18 protein-coding genes are annotated in these 24,662 nt (G+C 74.0%); 11 read left to right on the top strand and 7 right to left on the bottom strand.

Annotated features, from left to right (window positions below; genetic code table 11):
• Positions 1 to 126 precede the first annotated feature (126 nt).
• From AC0HI0_RS07470 to AC0HI0_RS07460, 3 genes are all read right to left on the bottom strand, one after another.
• Positions 127 to 1,146: an acetamidase/formamidase family protein gene (locus AC0HI0_RS07470; RefSeq protein WP_480931529.1), complete on the bottom strand. Its 1,020-nt coding sequence runs from the start codon at positions 1,144 to 1,146 to the stop codon at positions 127 to 129.
• Positions 1,143 to 2,537, bottom strand: coding sequence for an APC family permease (locus AC0HI0_RS07465; protein ID WP_480931528.1), 1,395 nt, complete (start codon positions 2,535 to 2,537; stop codon positions 1,143 to 1,145). The genes AC0HI0_RS07470 and AC0HI0_RS07465 overlap by 4 nt, the downstream gene beginning before the upstream one ends.
• 187 nt (positions 2,538 to 2,724) lie before the next feature.
• Positions 2,725 to 3,861 carry a substrate-binding domain-containing protein gene (locus AC0HI0_RS07460; RefSeq protein ID WP_480931527.1) on the bottom strand — a complete coding sequence of 379 codons (1,137 nt, stop codon included), beginning with the start codon at positions 3,859 to 3,861 and terminating at the stop codon, positions 2,725 to 2,727.
• Positions 3,862 to 3,907: 46 nt separating this feature from the next.
• Between AC0HI0_RS07460 and AC0HI0_RS07455 the strand changes: the two genes are divergently transcribed.
• Positions 3,908 to 4,327 carry a MarR family winged helix-turn-helix transcriptional regulator gene (locus AC0HI0_RS07455; RefSeq protein WP_480931526.1) on the top strand — a complete coding sequence of 140 codons (420 nt, stop codon included), beginning with the start codon at positions 3,908 to 3,910 and terminating at the stop codon, positions 4,325 to 4,327.
• A 482-nt stretch (positions 4,328 to 4,809) separates the two neighbouring features.
• Here the strand turns inward: AC0HI0_RS07455 and AC0HI0_RS07450 are convergent, their stop codons facing one another.
• Both AC0HI0_RS07450 and AC0HI0_RS07445 read right to left on the bottom strand, forming a co-directional pair.
• Positions 4,810 to 5,229 carry an Hsp20/alpha crystallin family protein gene (locus AC0HI0_RS07450; protein ID WP_480931525.1) on the bottom strand — a complete coding sequence of 140 codons (420 nt, stop codon included), beginning with the start codon at positions 5,227 to 5,229 and terminating at the stop codon, positions 4,810 to 4,812.
• A 99-nt stretch (positions 5,230 to 5,328) separates the two neighbouring features.
• Complete coding sequence (locus AC0HI0_RS07445; protein ID WP_480931524.1) at positions 5,329 to 5,469, bottom strand: hypothetical protein; 141 nt, start codon at positions 5,467 to 5,469, stop codon at positions 5,329 to 5,331.
• Positions 5,470 to 5,582: 113 nt separating this feature from the next.
• Here AC0HI0_RS07445 and AC0HI0_RS07440 point away from each other — a divergent pair, with 113 nt between their 5' ends.
• Entirely contained in the window at positions 5,583 to 6,881 is a 1,299-nt protein-coding gene (locus AC0HI0_RS07440; RefSeq protein ID WP_480931523.1) for an MFS transporter, read from the top strand.
• A complete protein-coding gene (locus tag AC0HI0_RS07435; RefSeq protein WP_480931522.1) occupies positions 6,878 to 8,278 on the top strand; it encodes a pyridoxal phosphate-dependent decarboxylase family protein in 1,401 nt (466 codons plus the stop codon). Before AC0HI0_RS07440 ends, AC0HI0_RS07435 begins: the two co-directional genes overlap by 4 nt.
• 45 nt (positions 8,279 to 8,323) lie before the next feature.
• On the opposite strand, the gene AC0HI0_RS07430 is transcribed toward AC0HI0_RS07435, so the two are convergent.
• Positions 8,324 to 9,061: a RibD family protein gene (locus AC0HI0_RS07430; RefSeq protein ID WP_480931521.1), complete on the bottom strand. Its 738-nt coding sequence runs from the start codon at positions 9,059 to 9,061 to the stop codon at positions 8,324 to 8,326.
• A complete protein-coding gene (locus tag AC0HI0_RS07425) occupies positions 9,049 to 10,275 on the bottom strand; it encodes a helix-turn-helix transcriptional regulator (RefSeq protein WP_480931520.1) in 1,227 nt (408 codons plus the stop codon). Before AC0HI0_RS07425 ends, AC0HI0_RS07430 begins: the two co-directional genes overlap by 13 nt.
• A 261-nt stretch (positions 10,276 to 10,536) precedes the next feature.
• On the opposite strand from AC0HI0_RS07425, the gene AC0HI0_RS07420 reads away from it, so the two are divergent.
• From AC0HI0_RS07420 to AC0HI0_RS07385, 8 genes are all read left to right on the top strand, one after another.
• Positions 10,537 to 11,109 (top strand): hypothetical protein, encoded by a 573-nt coding sequence (locus AC0HI0_RS07420; protein ID WP_480931519.1) that lies wholly within the window; start codon positions 10,537 to 10,539, stop codon positions 11,107 to 11,109.
• Positions 11,110 to 11,142: 33 nt separating this feature from the next.
• Complete coding sequence (locus tag AC0HI0_RS07415; RefSeq protein WP_480931518.1) at positions 11,143 to 11,808, top strand: TetR/AcrR family transcriptional regulator; 666 nt, start codon at positions 11,143 to 11,145, stop codon at positions 11,806 to 11,808.
• A gap of 61 nt (positions 11,809 to 11,869) precedes the next feature.
• Positions 11,870 to 13,057 (top strand): metallophosphoesterase, encoded by a 1,188-nt coding sequence (locus tag AC0HI0_RS07410; protein WP_480931517.1) that lies wholly within the window; start codon positions 11,870 to 11,872, stop codon positions 13,055 to 13,057.
• A 320-nt stretch (positions 13,058 to 13,377) separates the two neighbouring features.
• Positions 13,378 to 13,593 (top strand): MbtH family protein, encoded by a 216-nt coding sequence (locus AC0HI0_RS07405; RefSeq protein ID WP_480931516.1) that lies wholly within the window; start codon positions 13,378 to 13,380, stop codon positions 13,591 to 13,593.
• 35 nt (positions 13,594 to 13,628) lie between these two features.
• Complete coding sequence (locus AC0HI0_RS07400; RefSeq protein WP_480931515.1) at positions 13,629 to 19,442, top strand: amino acid adenylation domain-containing protein; 5,814 nt, start codon at positions 13,629 to 13,631, stop codon at positions 19,440 to 19,442.
• Complete coding sequence (locus AC0HI0_RS07395) at positions 19,439 to 22,555, top strand: amino acid adenylation domain-containing protein (protein ID WP_480931514.1); 3,117 nt, start codon at positions 19,439 to 19,441, stop codon at positions 22,553 to 22,555. Before AC0HI0_RS07400 ends, AC0HI0_RS07395 begins: the two co-directional genes overlap by 4 nt.
• A gap of 73 nt (positions 22,556 to 22,628) precedes the next feature.
• Positions 22,629 to 23,981 (top strand): FAD-dependent oxidoreductase, encoded by a 1,353-nt coding sequence (locus AC0HI0_RS07390; RefSeq protein WP_480931513.1) that lies wholly within the window; start codon positions 22,629 to 22,631, stop codon positions 23,979 to 23,981.
• Entirely contained in the window at positions 23,978 to 24,661 is a 684-nt protein-coding gene (locus AC0HI0_RS07385; RefSeq protein WP_480931512.1) for a DUF6875 domain-containing protein, read from the top strand. Before AC0HI0_RS07390 ends, AC0HI0_RS07385 begins: the two co-directional genes overlap by 4 nt.
• Position 24,662: the final 1 nt, after the last annotated feature.

Below are 24,662 nucleotides of genomic sequence, written 5' to 3'. Positions count from 1 at the left end.
TGATGCGATGTAGCACTTTGACCACAGGCACGTCCACTCCTCCAGGTGGGCGGCCTGACACTCAACGTAGCGGGTGCCTGTGGGATTGCCTTGCTCCGAATCAACCAATTCGCGAAACGAGACGAGCTAGCCCCGCTCGGACAAGTAGCGGGCCGCCGCGGCGCGCAGGCGGGAATGCACCCCGTCAAATACCACAGCACCCGAAAGAATGTCCTTGGGCAGTTTCGCCAACATCGTGTAGTTCGTGTCGACAACGTTCCCGGCGGGCGCGAGCCCGGCCTGGCTCACCAATTGGTACGCGTCCAGCGGGTCGAGGCCGAGCAGCCCGCCGGTCCACCCGACCAGGTCGTGCTGGCTGATCCGGAACGCGTCCTCCAGCGGCCGGGCCGAGCCGGTGGACATCAGGTGGGTGTCGCTCTCCAGCCGGGGCCACGGGGTGGCCGCGCCCTTGATCAGGTCGACCACCACGACCGTGGACATGGCGGCCTCCACGGCGGTGCCGCAGACCTCGCCCTCGCCCTGCCGGCAGTGGCCGTCGCCGATCGAGATCAGCGCGCCGGGCACGTTCACGCCGAAGTAGGCGGTGGTGCCCGCGCGCATCTCGGGGGTGTCCATGTTCCCGCCGTGCGCGCCGGGGGTGATGCTCATGATCACCTCACCGGCGGCGGGCGCGACGCCCACCGTGCCGTGCATCGGGTCCAGCGGGAGTTCCACCTGGAACTCGCTCGACCTGGCGTTGAACCGGACCACGCCGCGCTCCACGTCCACGTCGTAGCGCCAGACCCGTTCGGGCAGGGCGTCGTGCAGCATCGCCGTGGTGTGCGTCGCGGTCAGCGCGCCGAAGTGCGGGAACGTGGTGGACACCGCCCAGTCGCGGGTCGGCCGGATCTCCACGAAGTGCACCGCCACGGTGTCGCCGGGCTCCGCGCCCTCGACCGCGATCGGCCCGGTCACCGGGTTGAGGTAGGGGAACTCGCAGACCTGGCTGGGCAGGTCGTCCACCCCGCGCACCGCGCCGCCGAAGCAGTCCTCGGTGCTCAGCTCCACCACGGTGCCCGGCTTGACGGTCAGCAGCGGCGCGCGCCCGCCGAACGCGTAGCCCAGGTCGGCTCGTTCCGGGTGCAGCCGGACGACCTCGATGCTCACTTGCCCTCCTCGTCGTCGCCGGCGATGCCGGCCAGTTCCGGTTTGCGGCCCGCCGCGAGCAGGCCGACCAGGATGACCGCGCCGATGCCGAGCCAGACGAACCCGACCGTCTGCGCGGCGACCTTCGCGTTGACCACCACGTAGGCCAGGATGCCGAACCCGATGGCCGGCGCGATGAGGTGCTTCCACCAGTCCCGGCTGCGCCGCCGGATCACGTAGTGCGCGACCACGGACACGTGCAGCACCAGGAACGCGGTCATCGCGCCGAAGTTGACCAGCGAGCTGAGCAGCGTGATGCCGTCCTCGCGGGACTGCATGTAGAGGCCGAGCCCCAGGGACACCGCGGCCACCAGCAGCGTGGCGTTGACCGGGATGCGCCGGGTCGGGTGGATCTTGGCCAGGAACTTGGGCAGCTGGCGGTCGCGGGCCATCGCGAACAGCAGCCGGGACGTGGCCGCCTGGGCGACCAGCGAGTTGGCGAAGCCCCAGGACACGGCGGTGGCCGCGGCGGTCAGCGTGGCCAGCCAGGGGCCGCCCGCCGCGCGGGCCGCGTCGTAGAACGCGGTGCCGCCGGCGTCGCCGTTGGCGATCAGGCCGTCGGGGTCTTCGACGAGCAGCGAGGCGACCCACGTCTGGGTGATGAACAGCAGACCGGTGACGACCAGCGCGGCCACCATGGACCGGCCGATCGCGCGGGCCGAGTCGCGGTTCTCCTCGGCCAGCGTGGAGATGCCGTCGAAGCCGAGGAAGCTGAGCACCGCGATGGACACCGCGCCGAACACCAGCGGCCAGGAGAACGTGGCGCTGTTGAACAGCGGGTCGAAGCTGAAGCCCCGGCCCTTGCCCTGGGTCAGCGCGACCACGCCGATCACTAGGAAGATCGCCAGGATGATCAGCTGGGCGACCAGCATGACCCGGTTGACCTTGGCGGTCATCTCGATGCCCAGGTAGTTGACCGCGGTGTTGAGCAGCACGAACGCGATCAGCCACAGCCAGACCGGCACGGCGGGCACCAGCGAGTTCATCGCCACGCCGGCGATCAGGTAGAGCAGGCCGGGCACCAGCACGTAGTCGAGCAGGATCATCCAGCCGGCCAGGAAGCCGACCGGCGCGCCGATGCCGCGCCCGGCGTAGGTGTAGACCGAGCCCGCGATCGGGAACGCCTTGGACATCTGGGCGTAGGAGCCGGCGGTGAACAGCATGGCGAGCATGCCGATGGCGTAGGCCAGCGCGACCATGCCGCCGGAGCCCTGGAACACGCTGCCGAAGATGCCGAACGGCGCGATCGGCACCATGAAGATCAACCCGTAGACCAGAAGGTCCTTGAACCCCAGGGACCGCCGCAGTTCCTGGGTGTAGCCGTACTTCTCGACGCCCTGATCCTGCGCCATGCGTCCTCCTGCCGTGCGGTGGTGCGGCGAGCCTAGACACGTTCCTTCCATTTGGAAAGGTTCCGTCTGGAAGGAGTTTTCCCTACCGCTGCCGGCCGATCACATCCGGTCGCGCGCACGTCACGTCCAGTCGTCCGGAGAGCTTCCCGGAACCTCCGCCGCACCGCGCGGGGGCCGCGTCACGCGCTCACGGGAGGCGGCGCACGGGCCGCAACGGCGCGATCACGGTCAGGTCCAGACCGTCCGCGCGCGCCAGGAACCCGCCGAGCCGGGGCGGTCCGGCCGGCGCGCCCGCCCACGCGCCCCGGTCGGCCGACGCCAGCAGCGCCGCCGTGCCGGCCTGCGCGTCGTACGCGGTCAACGCGCCGGTGCGCGCCAACGCGGCGGCCAGGTGCACGCCGTCGTAACACCCCTCGGCGTACGCGTCGAGCACCGGGGCACGGCCGCCGAACAGCGCGTGGTGCCGTTCCGCCAGCGCCACCCGCCGCTCGTCGCCCTGGCCGGCGAACGACCGCATGGCCGCGTACAGCTCCCCCGTGTCGTCCCCGCCCGCCGCGAGCAGGCCGTTCTCCTCCAGCGAACCGGACAGCCGCACCACCCGCCCGGCCGGCGGCGACGCGGTGAACGCCCGGTTGAACAGCGCCAGGTCCCGGCCGACCAGGCTGAGCAGCACCGCGTCCGCACGGGCCCGCGCCAGCGCGGCGACGATCTCCTCCGCGTCGATCCCCGGCCCGGGGAACGGCGTCAGCCGGGTCGCCACCACCTCCGCGCCCAGTCCGCGCACGATCCCCGCCGCCACCCGGTGCACCGCGCGCGGCCAGATGTAGTCGCTGCCCACCAGCGCCCACCGGCGCAGCCCGCGCCGGGCCACCAGCCACCGCACGGCCGGCGCGAGCTGGCGGCCCGGCGAATCGCCCAGCAGCACCACGCCGGGCCGGCGCGGGCCGCCCTCGTGCGGCGGGGTGAACACGTACGGCGCGCGCCCGCCCAGCGCGATCTCCAACGCCCGGTGCACGTCGCTGGTGTGGAACCCGACGAACGCGTCCACCACCCCGACCAGCCCGGCCGCGTCGCGCGCCACCTCGTCCGGCAGCCGCCCGGCGTCGACCAGCACGAGCTGCACCTGCCGGCCCGCGACCCCGCCGGCCGCGTTCAGCTCGGTCGCCGCCAGCGACGCGGCGAGCAGCCCGGACGGCCCGGTCAACCCGAGCGCGCCGGACAGCGGCAGCAGCAGGCCGATCCGCAGCGCGCCGGGGTCGGGACCGGCCACCGCGACCTCCAGCCGGTCGCGCAGCACCGCGCGCACGACCGCCGAGGACTCCACGCCGGTCAGTATGCTCGCCGACGAGTCCCCCGGTGAAAGGTGCGTCATGCCTGATCAGCAGCACACCCGCCGGGCGGACCTGGTCGACCTGCTGACCCGCACCCAGCGCGCGTTCGTGCGCGACCTAGGCGCGGTGCTGGAGGAGGAAGGCGCGAGCGTCGACCAGTGGCGGGTGCTGCGCGCCCTGGCCGCCGAGGAGCGCTCGATGGGCGAACTGGCCGCCGCGCTGGAGATCCCGCACGCCACGCTGACCCGGATCGTGGACGGCCTGGTCGACTCGGCGTTCCTGTACCGCTCGCAGTCCGGCGAGGACCGCCGCAAGGTCTCCGTGCACGTCTCCGACCTCGGGCAGGTCAAGCTGGACCGGCTGGAGGCCCTGGCCGCCGCGCACGAGCGGGCGCTGGCCGACCGGCTCGGCCCGGACACCGTCACCGGCCTCGCCGACCTGCTGCGCGACCTGCTCTGAGGTCCCGGGGATTTCCCGCCCGACCGTGCGACCATCCCGCCGGCCCGACTCGCAGTACGGGGGTCCGACGAGTCGACAGGCCACGGCGTGGTGGGGGTGCCCGGAGGTTACGAGGAGTTCGTGGCACGCGCCTCACCGCGCCTGCTGCGGACCGCGTTTCCGCTGACCCGCGCCCGAGCCGTACGTCCGGCGGATCATGGTCGACACCTGCCACCTGGTGGCGGCGGCACTGGCGGGCCGAGGAGCCCACCGGTTCGCACGACGCCCGGCGGCTCTACCTGTCGGTGCTGGTCGACGGGCGCAAGACGGGCGGTGGGTCCTGCGGTCGGGATTCCGTCGCCCTGGACGACCCGGGCAGGCCGCAGGAGGCGACCATCGTCCCCGGTCGCGGGCTGGGAGGCGATCTACGGCCTGCGGCCTCGACCCGGATCGGCCGGTGACGCTCAAGGTCGTCCCGGAGCGGATCACCGGGGACTGGGTCGTCACGTCCCGGGAACGACGGTGACCTCGGTGGCCGGGACGCGGACCACCAGCACCCCGTCGCGCAGCCACGCCTCGATGCGGTCCACGTCGACGGCGGGCAGGGTCGCCCGGTACAGCAGGCCGCACGTGCGGCGGACGGTGATGCCGACCCGGGAGCGGGGCACCGGCACGCCGTCGGCCGGCAGGTCGTGGTCGTGCACCTCGACGACGAGGTCGTGCGGGTGCGCGCCGGGCACGACGGTCGCGAGCAGGTAGGCGTGCGCGGTGACGACGACGTCCACCGACGACGGGCAGGAGTCGTCGGTGGACACGTCCCAGGGACGGCCGAGCGTGCGGCCGACGCGTTCCCACCACAGGTCCATGTCGCGCAGCGGGCCCGGCTGGGCGGGCACGCCCCGGCGGACGGTCAGCCACTCCACGACGTCACCTTCCCCGCTGGTGTGGGCACGTCGGAGCACGGGTACCCGCCCGGTCGAGGCGCACACCCGGCCGATCGGGTGAAATCCGACCCGCCGGGTTCAGTCCGCCTCGGCGCGGGCGTCGGAATCCTCCACGGCGGGGAACGGGGTGGTGGCCGCTTCCGCCGCCGCCTCCGCGTCCTCCACCAGTTCCGGACCGCCCCACTGGCGGTCGGCCGCGCCCATGCTGTGCTTGCCCATCGTGATGCTCCCCTCGAAGTTCGAGTGACTGATACCCACTTCGTGGACAGTTCACACCTCCCGTGGAATTCACGCTGGGCGGGACCGCCCGGAAATGCGAAGATTCTTTGCCTATGTCCCCGATCACCTCCCGGGTCCGCGCCGGCTACGCGATGGGCTCCCTGGTCACCGGCGCGTTCGGCACCGTGCCCGGACTCCTCCTGCTGCCCTACCTGACCGACAGCCTGGCCGTGCCCGCCGCCGTCGCCGGGCTGCTGGTGCTCGCCCCGAAAGCCTGGGACGTGCTGTTCAACCCGGTCGCGGGCCGGATCAGCGACCGGGCGGGCGTGCGCCGGCCGTTCCTGCTGCGCGGCGGGATCGCGGTGGCCGTGCTGTTCGCGCTGCTGTTCGCCGGGCCGTTCACGGGCGCGCCCGCCGCCGTGTACGTCGCGCTGGTGTTCCTGCTGTGCGCGACGGCCTACGCGTTCTTCCAGGTGCCTTACGTCGCCATGGCGGCGGAGATCACCGAGGACTACGACGAGCGCACGCGGCTGATGGCGTGGCGGATGGCGTTCCTCGCACTGGCGATCCTGGTCAGCGGCGCGGGCGCGCCCGCCGTGCGCGACCTCGCGGGCGGCTACTGGGCGGTGGGCGTCGCGGTCGGCGTGCTGATCCTGGCGGGCACGGTGGCGACCGTCGCCGGGACGCGCGGCGCGCCGGTGTCCCACCGGGTGTCCTCGACCGCCACGCCCCGCGAGCTGCTCGCGGCGGTGCGCGGGTCGCGGCCGTTCCGGCTGCTGCTGACCGTGTTCGTGGTGCAGGCGGTCGGCCTGGGCACCATGTTGGCGGGCGTGGACTACTTCGCCCGGCTGGTGCTCGGCGACCAGGGCCTGCAGACCTGGCTGTTCGTCGGGTTCGTCGGCCCGGCGCTGGTGGTGATGCCGCTGTGGCAGCGGGTCGGCCGGCGGCACGGCAAGCGGACCGGACTGGTCGCGGCGTCGCTGCTGTTCGCGGCGGCGGTGGCCGGGCTGGGGCTGTCCCGCGCGCTGCCGGTGGCCGCCGTGCTCGCGCTGATGGCCGTGATCGGCGTCGGGTACGCCGGGATGCAGGTGTTCCCGCTGGCCATGCTGCCGGACGTGATCACCGCGCAGGAGCGCCGGGACGGGACCTCCCGCGCCGGGCTGTTCGCCGGCGTGTGGACGGCCGGCGAGACGCTCGGCCTCGCGCTCGGCCCCGGCGTGTACGGCCTGGTGCTGGCCGCCGGCGGCTACGCGGCGAGCACCGACGGCGCGGTCGTCCAGTCCTCCGGGGCGGTGCTGGCCGCGCTGCTCGGGTTCACCGCGATCCCGGCCGTGCTCGCGGTCGTCGCCCTGCCCCTGCTGCCCGCCGAACCCGCACGTTCCGCTGAACCCGCTCGTGAGGAGACCGCATGACCGCGCCCGAAGACGTGCTGGCCGAACTGCGCGCGTTGCGCGCCGGCGACCTGCCGACCCACGGCGGACGCACCCTGGCCTACGTCTACGACAGCGCGGTACCCGGCCTGGACGACCTCGCCGCGCGGGCGCACGCGCTCGCCTCGTCGGTCAACGGCCTGGACCCGACCGCGTTCCCCAGCCTGCTCAGGCTGGAGAACGACGTCGTGGCCACCGCCTCCCGGCTGCTCGGCGGCACGGACGCGACGGTCGGCACGGTCACCTCCGGCGGCACCGAGTCGTGCCTGCTCGCGGTGCTCGCCGCGCGGAAGTCCCGGCCCGAGGTCGCCGACCCGGCGATCGTGCTGCCGGAGACCGCGCACGCCGCGTTCCACAAGGCCGCGCACTACTTCGGCGTGCGGGTCGTGGCGGTGCCGGTGGACCCGAAGACGTTCCGCGCCGACCCCGCCGCCATGGCCGCCGCGATCACCGATGACACCGTGCTGGTCGTGGTCAGCACGCCGTCCTACGCGCACGGCGTGGTCGACCCGGTCGCGCCCATCGCCGCAGCGGCGGCGGAACGCGGCGTGCGGTGCCACGTCGACGCGTGCATCGGCGGGTGGATCCTGCCGCACGCCGACGTCGAGCCGTTCGACTTCTCCGTGCCGGGCGTCACCAGCATCTCCGTCGACCTGCACAAGTACGCGTACTGCCCCAAGGGCACGTCGGTCCTGCTGCACGCGAACGCCGACCTGCGGCGCGCGCAGTACTTCGCCTGCGCCGACTGGCCCGGCTACACGATGCTCAACTCCACCACCCAGTCGACCCGCTCCGGCGGCCCGCTCGCCGCCGCGTGGGCCGTGCTGCGGCACATCGGCGACGACGGCTACCGCGACCTCGCGCACCGGGCGCTGACCAGCGCCGCGCTGATCCGCGACGGCATCGACGGGATCGCGGGCCTGCGCGTGCTGGGCACGCCGGAATCCACCCTGATCGCGGTCACCGCGACCGGCGAGGACTTCGACGTGTTCACCGTCGCCGACGAGATGCGCGCCCGGAACTGGTACGTGCAGCCCCAGTTCGCCTACGGCTCGTCGCCTGCGAACCTGCACCTGACGGTGACCGCGGCGAACTCGGGCAACGAGGCCGAGCTGCTGGCCGACCTGCGCGACTCGGTGGCCGCCGCGACCACCGCCGGACCTGTCGCGGTCGCGCCCGAGGTGGTCGCCGCGATCGGCGCGCTGGACCCGGATTCGCTGACCCCGCAGGAGTTCGCCGGACTGCTCGCGGCGGCCGGGCTGGGCGGCGCGGGCGTGCTGCCCGAGCGGATGGCGACGGTGAACGCGCTGCTGGCCGCCGCGCCGCCGGCGTTGCGCGAGCGACTCCTGGTCGAGTTCCTCGGCGTGCTGTACTCCTGATGTCCACTGTGGACTCCCCACTGCGGACTCCCCGGGGAGTCACGGCTACCTCACCGGCCGCGCCAGCAGGCGCACGTCCGAGCCGCTGCGGGCCACGTCGACCAGTTCGAGCCGGAGGATCTCCGACATGGCGCGGATTCCGGCGTGCCCGAGGCCGCTCTTGCCGGAGCCCAGGAGCGCGGGCGCGACGTAGTTCACCACGCGGTCGACCAGCCCCTGCGCGATGAAGCTCCCGGCCAGCGTCGGCCCGCCTTCCAGGAACACGCCCCTGATGCCACGGGCGAACAGCCCGCGCAGCACGCCGTCGAGATCAAGACCTCGCGCCGCCCGCTCGACCCGCAGCACGTCGGCCACGCCGTCGAGGTGGGACGCGTCGGCGTCGGCGGCCACCACGATCAAGGTCGGCGCGGCACCGTCGCACACGTTCGCGTCGGCGGGCGTCTTCGCGTCGCTGTCGATGACGACCCGCCACGGCTGCCGGTCCGGGTTCGTCACGGTCGAGAGGTCCAGTCGCGGGTCGTCGTTCCCGCGCACGGCGAGATTCGGGTTGTCGGCCCGCTGCGTCCCCGAACCGACCACCGTCGCATGGCACCCGGCACGCAGGAGGTGGACCTCGGCCCGGCTCTCCGCGCTGGTGATCCACTGGCTCGTGCCGTCTTCGGCGGCGATCCGGCCGTCGAGGGTGGCCGCGAACTTGTAGACGACGAACGGCCGGCCCCGTTCCCGGTTGACCGCCTCCCACTCGCCCCTGCCGACCAGTTCGTCAACGCTCAGTGCGCCCACTCGGCCGCTCCCTCCACCGCGACAGCTTCCAGGAATTCGGCTACGCCGCGGTGCGAACGCCACGGTGCCAGGTATGCAGAGCAGCCGGCCAGTTCGCGAACCGTCCGCCGTGAGCGGGTGTCCCGGGCGATGTCGAGCGCCGACGTCCCGCTGTCGACGGCCGCGTCAGGTGTTCCCGCGCGCGCCGCGACCACTGTTCGGCGCGCGAGGTGAAGGCCCAGTTCCCGGCGGAACTCCTGCGGCCAGTCGCCGAGCGCCCGGTCGTACTCGTCGAGCGCCGCGCGGTGCCTGCCCAGGGTGTTCAGCACCGCTGCCCGCTGGGCGGCGACGTACGTCGGTGTGCAGTAGCCCGCGAGCGAGTAGGGATCCGGTTCGCCGGGCTCCCGCTCGCTGAGGTGGAATGCGGTGTCGAGGTGGGAGAGGGCGGCGTGCTCGTCGTCGTCCAGTGCCGAGGCGTGCGCCGCCTGCTGGTGGAGTGCCGCCCTCACCCGCGCGCTCTTGATCGACCTCTCGTGCCGGATCGCCGAGTGCGCCAGACCGCTCGCCTGCGCCCGGTCACCGGCCAGTTGCGCCTGCTGGCCCATCCGCATGAGGAGGTACGCCACGACGTCCGCGTCGCCGGAGGAGTGCGCCCACTCAAGACCTCGGCGCGACCAGGCCCTGCCGTCCTCGAATCGTCCGAGGTCGTCGGCGAGCCAGCCGCACAGCTCGGCGAACAGCGCGCCCACTTCGAACAGGCGCCCCCGGGTCGCCCGGTCAGCCCGGTCGTACAGGCGGGACACGTTCGCCACCTGCTCGACCGCGGAGTGCAGGAGATTCGCCGGCCCGAGCAGGCTGTCCGCCGCGACGAGCGAGTCCCGCAAATCGATGAAGGTGGCCACGACACGGGGGTCGAGCGCGCCTGCGGACCGTTCTCCGAGCGCGAGCAGAATTCCCACGCTGACACCGGATTGGATCATACTTCGCCGATCCACCCCCGCATCCCCAGTGGCCTCCGGTACCCGCTCCGAGCCCCTGAGCAGATCGCGCAACTCGGCGGGTGTCCGGTCGAGCAGCTTCGCCAACTTCGGCCACAGGTAAGGCAGTGGCAGTCGACGTCCGGACTCCCAACGCTGGACCGTACCTCGATCGACGTGCAGCGCCTCGGCCAAGCTCTCCTGCGTGTGACCCGCCATGCGGCGGGCGTCCGCCAGCGCGGGTCGTGGTTGCGCCATGCAATCAGTGTCTCACTGTGCGCGAGAGTTGCAACAACCGTGTTTTCGTAGTTCAGACGGCCGAGTGCCGCATGTGTGCCACATGGTTGCCGCATACTCGCCGCAGGACCACGCCACGGGGCACCCGCCGACACGCGGACCCGATCCGGCCGTGGCGGCGAATGCCCGGGGTGCCGCACTCCTGACATCCACTGTGGACGGTCCATGTGATGCTCGACAATGGATTTGCGCCGGGTCGCGGCCGGTTGCGAGGGTGTCGGCATGGCTCAGTGGCGGGTGTTGTTGTTGGGTGGCGCGTCGGGCAGCGGCAAGAGCGCGCTGTCCTACCCCGTGGCACGCGAGCGCGGGGCCGCGCTGGTCGAGGTGGACGACCTCGTGGTGGCGTTGCAGAGCATCACCACGGCCGAGCAGCAGCCGGCGCTGCACCACTGGCGGACCCGCTCCGACGTCGGGATGTCGTCGGCCGAGGTGACCGCCGCGCAGGTGGCGCTGGCCCGGTCGATCGAGCCCGCGCTGGAGGCGGTGATCACCAACCACCTGGAGACCGACCTGCCGCTGGTGCTCGAAGGCGACTACCTGCTGCCCGCGTTCTGCGCCCGGTGGACCGGCGGGGACGTGCGGTCGGTGTTCGTGCACGAACCGGACGCCGGTCAGCTCGAACGCAACTACGCGAGCCGTGAGCCGGACGCGGGCGTGCAGCGCAAGCGGGCGGCGGACAGCGCGTACTTCGGCGACTGGCTCGCCGCCGAGGCCGGGCGGCACGGGCTGCCGGTGATCACCGCGCGGCCGTGGGCGGACTCGGCGGAGCGGCTGGCGCGGGCCGTCCGGGGCTGAGCAACAGACCGGTGGTCCGTTAGACTCCGGTTCGTGGAGTTCCGGCGGGCCAGGAGCCCGGAGCAGGTCGAGGTCCGGCGGGCCTCGATCCTGGACGCCGCCGAGGCGATGCTCGCCGAGCAGCCGCTCGCCGCGATCAGCCTGCGCGAGCTGAGCTGCCGGGTGGGCCTGGCCAAGTCGAACGTGCTGCGCTACTTCGACAGCCGCGAAGCGGTCTTCCTCGACGTGCTCGACCGGCGCTGGTCGGCGTGGCTGGACGAGGTCGGGCCGCTGGTCCGGGCCGCCCGGCCGGACCCGGTGCCCTACGGGCGGGCGATCGCCGTGGCGAGCGCGCTGGCCGCCTCGCTGCCCCGGCACCCGCTGCTGTGCGAGCTGGTGGCGAGCATGGCAAGCGTGCTGGAGCGCAACATCGGGCTCGACGCGGCGCGCGCGTTCAAGGGCCGGGCGACCGCGCACACCGCCCGGCTGGCCGAGCTGGTCCGGGGCGAGCTGCCGCAGCTCGACGACGCCGCCGCCCGGCACTTCGCGGGCGCGGTCGTGGTGATCACGGCGGGCCTGTGGCCCTACGCGCACCCCACCGAGGCGGTGGCCGAGGCCGCCGCAGAACTCGGCCACCCGCCGCCCGCCGAGGCGTTCGCGGCGGCGTTGACCGAAGGCCTGGTGAACCAGCTCATCGGTCTGGTCGTCCGGGCCAGCTGACCCGCGTACCCTTCGAGAGACCACTGGTCTCTAAAACCCGATCCGCGACGGAGCGACACCCATGGCCGACGACTCCCCCACCACGACCGACGCACCGGCCCGGCCGGGGACGGCCCGGCGGCGGGTGGTGTTCGGGCTGGTGCTGTTCGTCATCACCTCGCTGCTGTTCTGGGTGCCGTGGGCGGGCCTGTTCGCGCCGGGCGCGCAGTGGCCGACGGCGGTGACGGTGGTCGGCACGGCCCTGTTCGCGGTGGGGTACCTCGCGTTCCCGGTGCTGCTGATCCGCTCCCTGGGCCGCCGGCACTCCGACCGCGCCGCCCGGATCGCCCTGCCGCTGCTGGGTGTCGTGTGGATCGCGTTCGCGTGGACCCTGGTCACCGACGTGCTGCGGCTCGTGCTCGCGGTCGCCGGCGTGGAGAACCCGTTGCGGGCACGGGTGATCGCGGTGCTGCTCGCGGTCATCGTGGTGGGGCTCGCCGGGTACGGCCACCACGTGGCCATGCGGGTGCCGCCGGTGCGGCGCGCGGAGGTCGTGCTGCCCCGGCTCGACCCGGCGTTCGACGGGCTGACCGTGGCCGTGCTGGCCGACACCCACTACGGGCCGATCGACCGGACGCGGTGGTCCGAGGGCCTGGTGGCGGCGGTGAACGAACTCGACGCCGACGTGGTGGTGCACGTGGGCGACATCGCCGACGGCACGGTCGAGCAGCGGCGCGGCCAGTCCACCCCGCTGGCCGGGGTCCGCGCGGGGCACCGCTTCTACGTCTCGGGCAACCACGAGTACCTGAGCAACGCCCAGGCGTGGCTGGAGCACATGGACGAACTCGGCTGGACCAGCCTGCACAACACGCACCGGGTGCTGGAGCGCGGCGACGCGCGGCTGGTGTTCGCCGGCATCGACGACATCACCGCCGAGCACTCCGGCGAGGAGGGCCACGCCGCCGACCTCGACGCCGCGCTGGCGGGCGTGCGCGCGGACGACCCGGTCGTGCTGCTGGCGCACCAGCCCAGCGAAATCCGCAAAGCCGCGGCGGCGGGCGTCGACCTGCAACTGTCCGGGCACACGCACGGCGGCCAGATCTGGCCGTTCCACTTCCTGGTCCGGCTGCAGCAGCCGGTGTTGCGGGGCTTGAGCGAGCACGGCGCGCGCACCAGGCTGTGGACCAGTCGCGGCGCGGGTTTCTGGGGTCCGCCGTTCCGCGTGTTCGCGCCCAACGAGATCTCGCTGCTGACCCTCCGGTCCCGCTGACACCAGCCCCTTGAGGGTGATTCCCGGTCCTCCGCGAGGATGCCGCCGTTCGGCGTCCACAGTGGACTTGTCGGCCCAGCGGTCCGGGCCGGACGACGCCGCGGCGGCGGTCGGGCCATTCCCCGACCGGGCCGCGCCGAGGCATTTCCGCTACCGATCGACCACGCCCAGTGACGACCCATAGTCTATTCAAATAGTTCGACGGCCGATCGACAAATGGCCGGTTCGACCGTTTAGTGGATTCCAGTAATGTCCGCCTGACGCGTAGCTTTGACGCCACGGCAACCCGTCCGCCGACGGAGGGCAGGAGAACGAACGACATGGGCGTCGAGAACGCGGATTCACCTGAATTCCTGGTCGTGGTGAACGCCGAGGAGCAGTACTCGGTGTGGTTCGCCGGACGCGACCTCCCCCTGGGCTGGCGCGCCGAGGGCACCACCGGGACCAGGCAGGAATGCCTGGACCAGATCGCGCGGGTGTGGACCGACCTGCGCCCGCGCAGCGTGCGCGAACACCTCGCCGCACACGGCGGCTGAGCCGGCGGCTCAATTCGGCCACCCGGTGATTCCGGGTGGCCCGACGCTGCCCGGAAATAGGCGCTAATTCCGCGCGCGGACCGACCGGCACATTACTGGGGGAGGCTTTGGTGTACACGGATCCGGCTGTCCGGACCACCCCGGCACTACCGTTGCAACGCGGAATGATCGCGGCCGGCCTGCGGGATCCGGAGGCGGGCACGGACGTCATCCAGTGCGTGCAGCGGTTCACCGGGCCGTTCGACGCCGGGGCGTACCTGGACGCGTGGCGGGCGGCCGTGGAACGGCACCCGATCCTGCGCACCCGGTTCCGCTGGCGGCCCGACGGCGACGCCGAGCAGTGGGCCGGTCCCGCCGCCGACGTGCCGATGGTGGTGGACGACGCGGTCGCCGACCGGGCCGCGTTCGACCTGCCGGGATTCCTGGCCGAGGACCGCAAGGCCGGCGTCGACCCGGTGGACGGCCCGCCGCTGCGGCTGCGCGTGCTGCCCGGCAACGTCGTCGTGGCGACCTTCCACCACGCGATCCTGGACGGCCGGTCGCTGGCGATCCTGCTCTCCGAGATAGACGACGCCTATGCCTCCGGCGGCACGGCCGAGTTCGCGCCGCGCCCCGAGTTCGCCGACTACGCCCACTGGTACGCCGAGCGCACCGCGCCCGAGGACGAGCGGGCCGCGGCGGACCGGCGGTTCTGGGCCGCCGAACTCGCCGACCTGCCGGAGCCGGGCCTGCTTCCCCTGGAGCACAACGGTTCCGCCACCCCGGCGATGGGCACGGCCGCGCTCGACCTGTCGGACACCGAGACGGCGGCGGTGCGGGCGCTGGCCGACGCGGCGGGCGTCACGGTGAACACGGTCGTGCTCGCGGCGTGGGGCCTGCTGCTCACCACGCACTCCGGCACCGGCGAGGCGGTGTTCGGGGTGACCCGCGCGGCCCGCCACGGTTCGGTGCCCGGCGCGGAGGACATGGTCGGCCTGCTGCTGGCCACCGTGCCGCTGCGGCTGCCGGTGGACCGCGACCTCCCGGTCACCGAGTGGCTGCGCGACGTGCGGGAGCGATCGGTCGCCGCGCGCGACCACCAGCTCACCCCGCTGCCGGACATCCAGCGCGCGGCCGGCCACGACGCGTTGATGCGCAGCCTGGTGCTGTTCGAGCACCGCGAGATCAACACCGTGCTCGCGGCCCGGCCGACCGCGCCGCCCGGACGGCACGTGCGGATCCTGCGCAGCCCGGGCTACGCGATGACGCTCTACGCGTTCGCCGAGCCGCACCTGAGCCTGCAACTCATCCACGACACCACCAGGTTCCCGGACTGGGCGCCGGCCGCGCTGCTGGCACAGTTCCGCGAACTGCTGGCGGGCATGGCCGAAGCGCCCGCCCGCCCGGTCCGCGAGCTGACCGAGCCGCGCGGTGCGGAACTGGTGCGGGTGGTGGAGAAGTGGAACGACACCGCCGTGGAGTACCCGGCGGACTCGACCGTGCCCGACCTGTTCGCCGAGCAGGTGCGGCTGCGCCCGGAGGCGGACGCCGTCCACGACGGCGACCGCTGGCTGAGCTACGCCGAACTCGACGCGCGGTCCAACCGGCTGGCCCACGCGCTGCTCGCCCGGGGCGCGCGGCCGGACCGGCCGGTGGGCCTGGCGCTGCCGCGCGGCGCGGGCCTGGTGACCGCGATGCTCGCGGTGGTCAAGACCGGCGCGGCGTACCTGCCGCTGGACCCGGGCAACCCGGCCGCCCGCGACGCGGTGGCGCTGGCCGAGTCCGGCACGACCCTCGTCGTCACCGAGCGGGACCGGCCGCTGCCGGCCGGCGTCACCGCCGTTCGACTGTCCGAAGTGGACGGGCCGGAGACGCCGCTGCCGCCGGCCGCGCACCCGCTGGGCGTGGCGTACCTGAACTACACCTCCGGTTCGACCGGCAAGCCCAAGGGCGTGGCCGTGCCGCACCGGGGCGTGGTGCGGCTGGTGACCAACCCGACCTTCGCCCGGTTCGGCCCGGGGCAGACCTTCCTGCACCAGTCCGCGACCGCGTTCGACCTGACCACGCTGGAGGTGTGGGGCCCGCTGCTGACCGGCGGCCGGGTGGTCGCCGCGCCGGAGGGCCCGCCGGACCCGGCCGTGCTCGCCGAACTGCTGCGCGAGCACCGGGTGAGCGTGCTGTGGCTGACCGCCGGGTTCTTCCACCAGCTCGTCGCGCACGCCCCCGAGGTGCTCGCGTCGGTCGACCAGCTGCTGGCCGGCGGTGACGTGCTGGCGCCCGACGCGGTGCGCGCGGCGTTGGCGGCCCGCGCCGGGAAGCCGGTCGTCAACGGCTACGGGCCGACCGAGAACACCACGTTCACCACCTGCCACGTGCTCACCGACCCCCGGCAGGTGGGCACCACCGTGCCGATCGGCACGCCGGTGCAGCGCAGCACGGTGTACGTGCTCGACGAGCGGCTGCGGCCGGTCCCGGTCGGCGTGCCCGGCGAGCTGTACACCGGCGGCGCGGGCCTGGCCCGGGGCTACTGGGCGAACCCGGCGCTGACCGCGGCGAGGTTCGTGCCCGACCCGTTCGGCGGCGAGCCCGGCGCGCGGCTGTACCGGACCGGCGACCTGGCGCGCTGGCGGCCCGACGGGGTGCTGGAGTTCCTGGGCCGGGCCGACCAGCAGGTGAAGGTGCGCGGGTTCCTGGTCGAGCCGGCCGAGGTGGAGGCGGTGCTGCGGGCGCACGAGGGCGTCGCGGAGGCCGCCGTGCTGCCGGTCGGCGACGGCGACGCCCGGCACCTGGTGGCCTACCTGGTCGGCGACGCCGACGTGGCCGACCTGCGCCGGCACGTCGAGGAGCGGCTGCCCGCCTACCTGTGCCCGGCCCGGTACGCGGTGTTGGCGGCGCTGCCGCTCAACCGCAGCGGGAAGGTCGACCGGGCGGCGTTGCGCGCGGTGCGGCCGGACGGGGCCAGGGGTGTGGTCCGGACCCGGCCGCTGGACGGGACGCAGGCCCGGCTGGCCCGGCTGTGGCAGGTGCTGCTGGGCGTCGAGGACGTGCGCGCCGAGGACGACTTCTTCGCGGTGGGCGGCAACTCGCTGCTGGCCGTGCGGTTGGCGTTCCGGGTGCGCGAGGAGTTCGGTGCGGACGTGCCGGTGGCCGACCTGCACCGGGCCCGGACGCTGGCCGCGTGCGCCGAGGTGATCGACCGGGCCCGGTCCGCGACGCCGGACCGGGGCATCACCCGCCGCGACCGGACCGCTTACCTGGTGCCCGCGCAGCGCACCCCCGAGCAGACCGGCGCGCGGACCGCCGGCCCCGAACGCGCTGCGGACACCGCCGCCGGCCGGACCGTCGAGGACCACCTGGTGCTGCCCCGGGGCACCGGCAACTGGGCCGCCTGGCGGTGGGTCGAGCTGCGCGGCACGGGCTTCGGCATCGAGCCGCTGCTGGCCGTGGCGAGCCCGGACGCGGCCCGCGCGGCGGAGGCGGTGCTGGCCGCCGACGACGCGCTCGGACAGGCCCGCTGGGCGGCGTTCCGGGTGCTGCGGGCCGTCGAGGACCAGGCCGAGGGCGAGCAGCGGTCGGCGCTGCGCAAGATCGGCCGGCTGGTCCGCAAGGGCCGCTTCGCCGAAGCCCGGGACGCGCTCGCGCACACCCCCGAGGTGGCCGGCGCGCTGGCCGACGCCGCGACCGCCGCGCACGCCCACGAGGCCGCGCTGGCCGATTACGCCGAGCGCTTCGAGCTGGGCCGCCGGGGCGCGGCCGAGGTGCTGCGCGGTGTCAGCGGCGACCCGAAGTTCCGGGAAGCCGTGGCGTGGCAGAACCCGAGGGCGCTGCAAACCGCCGTCGACGCGCTGCACAAGGCGTTGAGCGGGCTGCGCGGCAGCGGGCGCAACGTCGACTACCGGCGGTGGGAGCACACCGTCGTCAGCTACCTCCAGCGGTACTGCGCCAAGAACGACACCATCGGGTTCTTCGGCCCGGTCGGCTGGGCGCGGGTGCGCGACGACGCCGCCGCCGCGCTGGTGTCCCGGCCGGGCCCGGGGCTGGTCGACAAGCGCACCACGTACTTGGAGAACTGGGCGGTCCAGCAGCTCGCCGAGGCGCTGACCACCGACGACGTCCGGCCGTGGGCGGTGCCCCGGCGGATGCCGTACGTGTCGGTCGTCGGCGACGTGCTGCACGTGCCGCTGACCGAGCCGATCCGGCTGTCGCCGCTGGACGCCGCCGTGCTGGCCGCCTGCGACGGCCGGCGGCGCGCGCACGACATCGCCGGCCACGTCGGCGCGGACCGTGCGGAGGTGCTGGCCGTGCTGGAGCGGCTGCACCACGGGCGGCGCATCGCGTGGACGCTGGAGGTGCCGCCGTCCGCACTGGTCCCGGAACTCGCGTTGCGCGACCAGGTCGACGGCATCGACGACCTCGACGTCCGGCAGCGGGTCGCCGACGCCGTGGACGAGGTCGTGGCCGGCCGGGACCAGGTCGCCGCCGCCGTGGGCGATCCGGACCGGCTGGTCCACGCCATCGCCGACCTCCAGGAGCGGTTCACCGCGATCACCGGGGCCGCCGCCGTGCGCCGGCCGGGTCTGTTCTACGCGGGCCGCACGCTGGTGCACGAGGAGTGCCGCCGGGACCTGGAGGTCGACCTCTCCCCCGCCCTGCTGGACACCCTGTGGCCGTCGCTGGAACTGGTGCTGGAGGCCGCGCGCTGGTTCACCTGCGCGGGCGCGGCGCTGTACACGCGGGCGCTCAAGGAGGTCTTCCGGGAGCACGCGGGCGGGCGCACGTCGGTGCGGCTGGCCGATTTCTGGATGTGGGCCAACGACACCATCTTCCGGCTGGACGACCGGGTGGTCGGCCGGCTGGTGACCGCGTTGCAGGACCGGTGGGCGTCCGCGCTCGGCCCGCACGACCCGGCCGCGCGGCACGTGCGGCATTCGGTCGCGGACGTGCGCGAGGCCGTGCTGCGGCTGTTCGCCGCGCCGCGTCCCGGCTGGCGGGGCGCGGTGCAGCACAGCCCCGACGTGCTGATCGCCGCGGCGGACGCGGACGCCGTGCGGGCGGGCGACTACCAGTGGGTGCTGGGCGAGGTGCACCCGGGCGTGAACACCATGCGCTCGGCGCTGTTCGTGTCGCAGCACCCGGACCCGGGCCAGTTGCACGAGGCGATGCGGCGCGACATGGCCGGGCCCCGGGTGGTGCTGACCACGACCCGCGAGCAGGGCGGCACGCCGCAGCGGCTGGCCGACGCGCTGGTGCTGCCCGAGGACTTGCGGATCGCGTTCGGGCACGACTCGTGCGGGTCGGACATCCACGGCTCGGTGCCGATCGGCGACTGCGAGGTCGTGGACGACAACGGCAAGCTGCGGGCGCGCAGCCGCGACGGCCGCGTCGACCTGGAGCTGGTGGAGCTGCTCAGCGAGCAGATCATGGCCCAGCTGGTGCAGAAATTCCGGCTGCTGCCCTCCGGCGAGCACACGCCCCGGGTGAGCCTGGACCGGTTGGTGGTGGCGCGGGAGAGCTGGCAGCTGCCCGCCGCGCGCAGCGCGTTCGCGTTCGCCGCCGACGAGCCGGGGCGGTTCCTCGGCGCGCAGGCGTGGCGGCGGGAGCACGGGATGCCGCGGTTCGTGTTCGTCAAGAGCCCGGTCGAGCACAAACCGTTCTACGTGGACTTGGAGAGCGGTCCGTCGGTCGAGCTGTTCGCGCACGCGGTGCGCGCGTTGGAGCGGGAGCAGCCGGCTTCGCCGATGGGCGTCGGCGAGATGCTGCCCGGCCCCGACCGGCTGTGGCTGACCGACGCCGAGGGCAACCGGCACACCGCGGAGTTCCGGTTCGTCGCGGTGGACCGCCGGGGTTGGCGCAAGGGAGGAGCGCGGTGAGCACGGTGATCCCCGACGGACGAGAGGTCTTCCGGTTCCCCGCTTCGTCCGGCCAACGCCGGTTGTGGCTGCTGGACCAGTTGATGCCCGGCCCGGTGTACAACATCGGCTGGCGGGTGGCGCTGGACGGTCCGGTCGACGCGGAAGCGCTGCACGGCGCGCTGAACGCGGTGGTGGCGCGGCACGAGGCGCTGCGCACCCGGTTCGCGGCCGAGGACGGCGTGCCGGTGCAGGTGGTGTCGGCGGCGCAGCCGGTCGACCTGCCGGTGCGCGAGGTGGCCGAGGACGACCTGGACGGGGTGGTCCGCGAGCTGGTCGGGCGGACGTTCGACCTGCACGCCGGGCCGCTGCTGCGGGCCGACCTGCTGCGGCTGCCGGACCGGCACGTGCTGGTCCTGGTGCTGCACCACAGCATCGCCGACGGCTGGTCGTGCGCGGTGCTGTTCGACGAACTGGCCCAGTGCTACGCCGGTGACGGCGACGCGCTGCCGGAACTGCCCGTGCAGTACCCGGACTACGCGGTGTGGCAACGGGAACAGGTGGAGGGCGACGCGTTCGCCGCCGACGCCCGGTACTGGCGGGAGGCGCTGCTGGACGCGCCGACCGTGCTGCCGCTGCCCGGCGACCGGCCCCGGCCGGCCACGCCGAGCGGGCGCGGCGCGGAGTTCCGCCGGGGGCTGGAGATCGGCGACGGGTCGTTCGCGACGCTGCTCGCGGTGTTCCAGTGCGTGCTGCACCGGGTGACCGGGCAGGCGGACTTCCTGGTGGCGACGCCGGTCGCGGCGCGCACCCGGCCGGAGACCGAGGGCCTGGTGGGCTTCGTGGCGAACACGCTGCCGCTGCGCGCCCGGTTCACGCCGGAGACGACGTTCGGCGAGGTGATCGTGGCCGCCGAGACCGCGACGGTGTCCGCGCTGGCGCACCAGGATCTGCCGTTCGAGCAGGTGGTGGACATCGTCGCGCCGCAGCGGACGCTGGCGCACGCGCCGCTGGTGCAGGTCATGTTCGCGGTGGAGCCGCTGCCGCCGGTCCGCAAGGCGGGCGCGGTGTCCCTGCGGCCCGAGCCGGTCGCCAACGGCGGCGCGAAGTTCGACTTGTCGCTGACCGTGGAGCGGGACGGCGACCGCTGGTTCGGCCGCTGGCAGTACGACGCGGAACTGTTCGACGAGGACACGATCGGCGCGCTGCACGAGGTGTTCGCCACGCTCGCCGGGCACACCGACCGCGCGGTGAAGGTCGCCGAACTCCCGCTGACCGGGCCGACCCCGGCGCAGGAGACCGTGCGCGGCGCGGAAACCGCGCTCGGACTGGTCACCGCGGCGCTCGCCGCGCACCCGGACGCCGTCGCGGAAACCCTGACCTGCCGGGAGATCGACCGGGCGTCGAACCGGCTGGCGCACGCGCTGCTCGCGGCGGGCGCGCGCCCCGACCAGCCGGTGGCGCTGTGCCTGAGCCGGGGCGAACCGACCATCATCGGCATCCTGGCCGCGTGGAAGGCGGGCGCGGGCTACCTGCCGCTCGACCCGTCGTGGCCGGCCGAGCGCCTGGCCGCCATGGCGTCCGACGCGGAGATCCCGGTCGTGGTCACCGACGCGGCGTCCCGGGCCGGGCTCGCCGGGCCCGAGGGGCTCGACGGGCCGTGGCGGGAGGTCGACCTGGACGCCGTGACCGGTCCCGACACCCGGCCGGACGCGGTACCGCCGATCCCGGAGAGCCTGGGCTACATCATCTACACGTCCGGTTCGACCGGGCGACCCAAGGGCGTCCGGGTGACGCAGGGCGGCCTGGCCGCGCTGCTCGCCGCGATGGACGCCATGCTCGACCTGTCCCCCGCCGACCGGCTGGCCTCGATCAGCACGCCGGCGTTCGACGTGTCCACGGTGGAGATGCTGGTGCCGCTGCTGCGCGGCGCGCGGTTCACCGCCGTGGCGGCCGCGGACGTGGCGGACGGATCCCTGCTGCGGCAGCGGATCGCCGAGTCCGGCGCGACGGTCGTGCAGGGCGGTCCGGCGAGCTGGCGGATGGTCGTGGCGGCCGGTGGCGTGCCCGCGCACGTGCGGCTGCGGGTGACCGGTGGCGAGGCGCTGACCCGGGACCTGGCCGACGACCTCCAGTCCGACGGCGCGACCCTGATCGACGGCTACGGCCCCACCGAGACCACGGTGTACTCGGCGGCGGGCGTGGTGCCGCGCGGTCCCGCGCCGATCCGGTTGGGCGCGGCCGTGGCGGGCACCACGCTGCACGTGCTGGACCCGTTGATGCGGCCGGTGCTGCGCGGGCTGATCGGCGAGCTGCACATCGGCGGCGCGGGCGTGGCCCGGGGCTACCAGGGGCAGCCCGCGATGACCGCGGACCGGTTCCGGCCCGACCCGTTCGGCGAGGGCCGGCTGTACGCGACCGGCGACCTGGTGCGGCTGCGCGCCGACGGCCGGCTGGAGTTCCTCGGCCGGGCCGACCGGCAGGTCAAGATCCGCGGGTTCCGGATCGAGCCCGGCGAGGTCGAGGCGGTGCTGCGCGGGCACCCGGAGGTCGCGGACGCGGCGGTCACCACGTGGTCGGCGAGCGCGGCGGACGTGCGGCTCGTGGCGTACGTGGTGCTGCACGACGGCGGCTCGCTCGACGCGGTGCGCCCGCACCTGGCGGCGAAGCTGCCGGACTACATGATCCCGGCCGCGATCGTGGTGCTGGACGAACTGCCGCGCACCGGCACCGGCAAGACGGACCGGGACGCGCTGCCCGAGCCCGAGTGGTCGACCTCGGACGCCGAGCACGTGCCGCCGCGCGACGACGCCGAGGCGCGGATGGCGGAGATCTGGCGGGACGTGCTGAGCATCCCGGCGGACGGGCGGCTCGGCGTGCACGACAACTTCTTCGCGCTGGGCGGCCACTCGCTGACCGCGACCCAGATGCTGGCCAGGGTGCGCACCTCGCTGGGCGCGGACCTGCCGCTGGCGGCGCTGTTCTCGGCACCGACCATCGCCGGCCTGTGCACCGCGCTGGCCACCGCGGGCGCGGGCGTGCGCGGCCCGGTGCCGCTGCTGGACCAGCTCGACGACCTGTCCGACGCCGAGATCGACCGACTGCTCGGCACGTTGAGCGACGACGACCTGTGAACCGGGCGCAGCACTCTACGGGGGAAGCTATGCGGGACAGCACATTCGGCCGGTCGGCCCACCGGGACCGGACATGACCGGCGCGGTGGTGGTGGGCGCGGGCCTGGCGGGCTCGCTGGCCTCGGTGTACCTGGCGCGGCGCGGGTTCCACGTGCGGGTGCTGGAGCGGCGCGAGGACCCGCGCACGCCCGGCGTGCGGGAGTCGGGGCGGTCGTTCAACCTCGGCATGTCCCAGCGGGCCGTGGTGGCGCTGAAGGAGATCGGGCTGTTCGACGCGCTCGCGCCGGCGACCGTGCCGATGCGCGGCCGGGTCGTGCACCTGGCCGACGGCTCGCTGCGGTTCCAGGCGTACGGCACGGAGGAGGACCAGGTCCTGCACTCCGTGCTGCGGCACGACTTGAACGTGGCGCTGATCGACGAGGCGGAGAAGCGCGGCGTCGAGTTCCGCTGGGGCCACCGGGTCACCGCCGTGGACCGGGATAGTCCTTCGGTGACCACGGTCGGTCCACAAGGGACGGTCGAGCACGGGGCGGACCTGGTGATCGGCGCGGACGGCGCGTTCTCCGCCGTGCGCGCCCAGCTGGCCCGGGGCGCGCGGACCACGCTGCACCAGGAATTCCTGGAGTGGGGCTACAAGGAGCTGCTGATCCCGGTCGGCGAGGACGGGCGGCCGCGCACCGAGCTGCGCGCGCTGCACGTGTGGCCGGGCGACGACGGGCTGATCGTGGCGCACCCCAACGTGGACGGCTCGCTCACCGCGACGGTGTTCCTGCCGTTCGAGGGCGCCGGCGGGTTCGCGGGCCTGGACACCCGCTCGCGGGTGCGGGACTTCTTCGCCCGCGCGTTCCCGGACACCCTGACCCTGGTCCCGGACCTGGTGGAGCAGTTCCTGGCGCGCGAGGTGGCCAGCCTGGTCACCATCCGCACCGAACCGTGGCACGTGCCGGCGGGCGACTCGCGCGGGACCGTGCTGCTGGGCGACGCCGCGCACGCGGTGTACCCGTTCTTCGGGCAGGGCATGAACGCCGCGTTCGAGGACTGCTCGGTGCTCGACCGGTGCCTGGCCGCCCACCCGCACGACCTGCCGGGCGCGCTGGCCGCGTTCGAGAAGGCCCGCCGCCCGCACACCGACGTGCTGGCGGAGCTGTCCAAGCGGAACTTCGTGGAGCTGCGGGACAAGGTGCGCTCGCCGCTGTTCCTGGCCCGCCGGAAGGCGGACCTGGTGCTGCACCGGGCGTTCCCGCGCTCCTGGGTGCCGTTGTACACGCTCATCACGCACACGACCGTGCCCTACGGCGAAGCCCTGGCCCGTGCCCGCCGCCAGGACCGCCTGCTGGGCGGGGTGACCGCCGCGCTGACCGGCGCGGCGTTGGCCGGACTGGCCCGCCGGTCCCGACGCCGTCGAGGCGCAAGGCAGGTGAGATGATGCTGTTCCACCCGACCCGACCGGTCCACCCGCTGGTCGAACCGGCGGACTTCGCCGCCGACCGGCTCCCGGACGCCGTCGCCGCGCACGAGGACGCGCTGCGCGCCATGCACCGCTGGGCGCTGGACTACCTGTGCGCGCCGCACGCCGATCTCGGCCGGCGCGGGGACGTGTGCCCCTACACCGGCGGTTCGCTGCAGAAGAACCTGTTCTTCCTGGCGGTGCGCCCCGGCCGGCCCACCGACCCGGCCGAGCTGGCGGACCTGCTGCGGCACTACCGGGAGTGGTTCGCCGAACTGGAGCCCACCGGCGGTCCGGCGGCCCAGTTCAAGACGATCCTGGTGCTGTTCCCGGACCTCGTGGAGCCCGGCGACTTCGGGATCGTCGACCGCACCCAGGAGCTGCTCAAGGTCGAGTACGCCGAGCACGGGCTGATGCTCGGCGAGTTCCACCCCGGCCCGCCGGACAAGGAGGGCCTGTGGAACCCCGACTTCCGACCGCTCAAGAGCCCGGTGGCGCTGCTCGGGATGCGGCACATGGTGCCGACCGACTTCCCCTTCGTGCGGGGGGACGACGTGACGCTCTCGGCCTACCTGCGCCTGTTCGGCGACCGCGTGCCGACGCACCTGCGCCAGGACGTCCAGGCCGCCGCCGACCGACTCGCCACGTCCGGGAGCTGAC

It is taken from the genome of Saccharothrix sp. NBAS 001, from assembly GCF_056640475.1.
Note: the sequence above shows the minus strand (reverse complement) of the source record. Positions and strands in the feature narration are given on the sequence as shown.

What these genes read in the sequence shown, in the direction of transcription:
- AC0HI0_RS07465 (WP_480931528.1), bottom strand. Translation starts at nt 2,537, where the DNA reads ATGGCGCAGGATCAGGGCGTCGAGAAGTACGGCTACACCCAGGAACTG.
- AC0HI0_RS07455 (WP_480931526.1), top strand. Translation starts at nt 3,908, where the DNA reads ATGCCTGATCAGCAGCACACCCGCCGGGCGGACCTGGTCGACCTGCTG.
- AC0HI0_RS07440 (WP_480931523.1), top strand. Translation starts at nt 5,583, where the DNA reads ATGTCCCCGATCACCTCCCGGGTCCGCGCCGGCTACGCGATGGGCTCC.
- AC0HI0_RS07410 (WP_480931517.1), top strand. Translation starts at nt 11,870, where the DNA reads ATGGCCGACGACTCCCCCACCACGACCGACGCACCGGCCCGGCCGGGG.
- AC0HI0_RS07425 (WP_480931520.1), bottom strand. Translation starts at nt 10,275, where the DNA reads ATGGCGCAACCACGACCCGCGCTGGCGGACGCCCGCCGCATGGCGGGT.
- AC0HI0_RS07420 (WP_480931519.1), top strand. Translation starts at nt 10,537, where the DNA reads ATGGCTCAGTGGCGGGTGTTGTTGTTGGGTGGCGCGTCGGGCAGCGGC.
- AC0HI0_RS07435 (WP_480931522.1), top strand. Translation starts at nt 6,878, where the DNA reads ATGACCGCGCCCGAAGACGTGCTGGCCGAACTGCGCGCGTTGCGCGCC.
- AC0HI0_RS07445 (WP_480931524.1), bottom strand. Translation starts at nt 5,469, where the DNA reads ATGGGCAAGCACAGCATGGGCGCGGCCGACCGCCAGTGGGGCGGTCCG.
- AC0HI0_RS07405 (WP_480931516.1), top strand. Translation starts at nt 13,378, where the DNA reads ATGGGCGTCGAGAACGCGGATTCACCTGAATTCCTGGTCGTGGTGAAC.
- AC0HI0_RS07385 (WP_480931512.1), top strand. Translation starts at nt 23,978, where the DNA reads ATGATGCTGTTCCACCCGACCCGACCGGTCCACCCGCTGGTCGAACCG.
- AC0HI0_RS07390 (WP_480931513.1), top strand. Translation starts at nt 22,629, where the DNA reads ATGACCGGCGCGGTGGTGGTGGGCGCGGGCCTGGCGGGCTCGCTGGCC.